The sequence below is a fragment of the Gracilinema caldarium genome (assembly GCF_029265695.1).
Lineage (GTDB): Bacteria > Spirochaetota > Spirochaetia > Treponematales > Breznakiellaceae > Gracilinema > Gracilinema caldarium_A.
In genome coordinates, this window is the sequence record NZ_JAJUHW010000085.1 from 1 (window position 1) to 1,778 (window position 1,778).

Consider the following 1,778-nt stretch of genomic DNA (forward strand, 5'->3'; position numbering starts at 1 on the left):
GGCATCAATCTTTTTTAAGATTTCTGCTCCGGACAGGGCTGGCAGGGCGGCCTGACCGGTTTGCGTTTGGCCTGCCTGGGCAGCCTGCCCCTGGGCGGTTTGGGCTTTCAGGACAGGGCTTGCTGTAAAGAAGAGGACCAGTACGAGGGTCAAGAGGGGTATATGAAGCGTTTTCCGCTTAAGTCCCTGGGGGAAATCACCTGTATTGATATTCATAAAACACTCCTATAATTACAGTTAAGATTCTGCTGGAATACGGCGGGGCCGATAAGGGCCCCGCGACAAAGAAACCCTTGAAAACTCAGGCCACAGCCTTTATGGCCTCCACCGGATCAAGCCGGGCTGCCCGGCGGCTCGGCAGGTACGAAACCACAAGCGAAACGAAGAGCCCCATGATAAAAAGGGCAGCCACATTCAGGGGATTCACTACGGAATAAAAAACCGGGTCTATGGGGAAGGTCAGGGATCCGACGGCGGAACTGAAATCGATCCCATAGACCGAAAAGACCCAGCACAAAAGGAGGCCCACGAGAGCGCCGGATCCGCTTCCGATAAGACCCATGAGAGCCCCTTCAGCAAGGAAAAGTCTGAGGGTCTCCCGCCGGTTAAGTCCCAGAGCTTTGAGGATCCCAATTTCCCGTTTCCGCTCTAAGACGACCATCATCATGATGTTGGAAATAATAAAGGCCCCCAAAAAGGTGATGACAAGCTCAATCCAAAAGTAGATTGCTTCCATCAATTTGATAAGCCGGGGGTATTCGCCGATTTCGGTCCAGCTCTGAATGCTGAGCTCTCCATCCGCGTCAGAGCCGCTTACTGCAATTGGAATCCCCGCCTTGGCAAGGCTCTGTTTTATCTGGGCGCTCACCTTACCAGCGCGGGTATAATCTTTTAGGAAGATGAGAATCTGCTGCACTGCCCCGCCGGTCCTTAAGAATTCCGTGGCATCCTCCAGGGGTATTTGAAAGAAACCCTTGTCCATTTGCACAAGGCCGGTAGAAAAGAGGCCCACAATGGTAAAGCGGCGCAGCCGCAGGCTGTAATCGGCTCCCTGGGTAACAATACGGATACTGTCCCCCACCGTAAGGCCCAGGGATGAAGCGGCTTTTTCGCCCAAAATGATTTCACCCTTCTTTTCCAAATACCGGCCCTTTACAATACTCCGGTTCATGTTGAGTACCCCAGCCTCGGTTCCGCTGTCCCCTGCAATACCATAGGCGGGGACCGTATTTGGTCCGTTAGAAAGGAGGGTCCCAAAAACGATACGGGGCGCAATGGCTACTATTTCTTTTTCTGCCTCGGGAATAGACCGTATCGCTTGAATGACCGCTTCGGGATTGCTTACCAGTTCATCCATAGGCATAAAGCGGGACCGTTTTACAAAACCGCTTGAGGCGATACGGATGTGTCCACTTTCGTTTTTAGTGATATTTTTTACCATATTTTGCAGGACTCCGCTGGTAAAACCATTGAGGAAGGTTGTCAAAGCTACCGCAAGGGCGATAGATATGACTGCCAGCACCGTGCGACGCCTGTTCCGTTTGATATTCCTGAGGGCTAAATCAATAATCCAGTTCATAAAGGTTCTCCCTGCTTCGCTGCTTCGCTTCTCGCAGCGAAGCTACACAAAGCGCAGCGCATTGGTTACTTCCAGTTTGCCAGCCCGTTTGGCTGGGGAACGGCTTGCATAGAGGGCTATGAGGATTCCGATAATCACCGCCACCACCATCTGGTCCGGATTCCATTCACCATAGAGGTTTCCCCCTACGGGAAGCCCC

The 1,778-nt window shown here is 52.4% G+C and carries 2 protein-coding genes; both read right to left on the reverse strand.

Translation table 11 applies throughout. The annotated features are described in order from the left end of the window. The coding region (locus tag Q7P68_RS13935) for a hypothetical protein (protein ID WP_304226688.1) at positions 1–216 on the reverse strand (216 nt) is incomplete at its 3' end. Between the two features lie 85 nt (positions 217–301). Then, the gene (locus Q7P68_RS13940; RefSeq protein ID WP_304226690.1) at positions 302–1,579 is read right to left on the reverse strand and encodes an ABC transporter permease; all 1,278 of its coding nucleotides are present in this window, start codon (positions 1,577–1,579) and stop codon (positions 302–304) included. Positions 1,580–1,778: the final 199 nt, after the last annotated feature.

Coding starts and splice junctions, on each gene's coding strand:
- Q7P68_RS13940 (WP_304226690.1), bottom strand. CDS start 1,579: ATGAACTGGATTATTGATTTAGCCCTCAGGAATATCAAACGGAACAGG.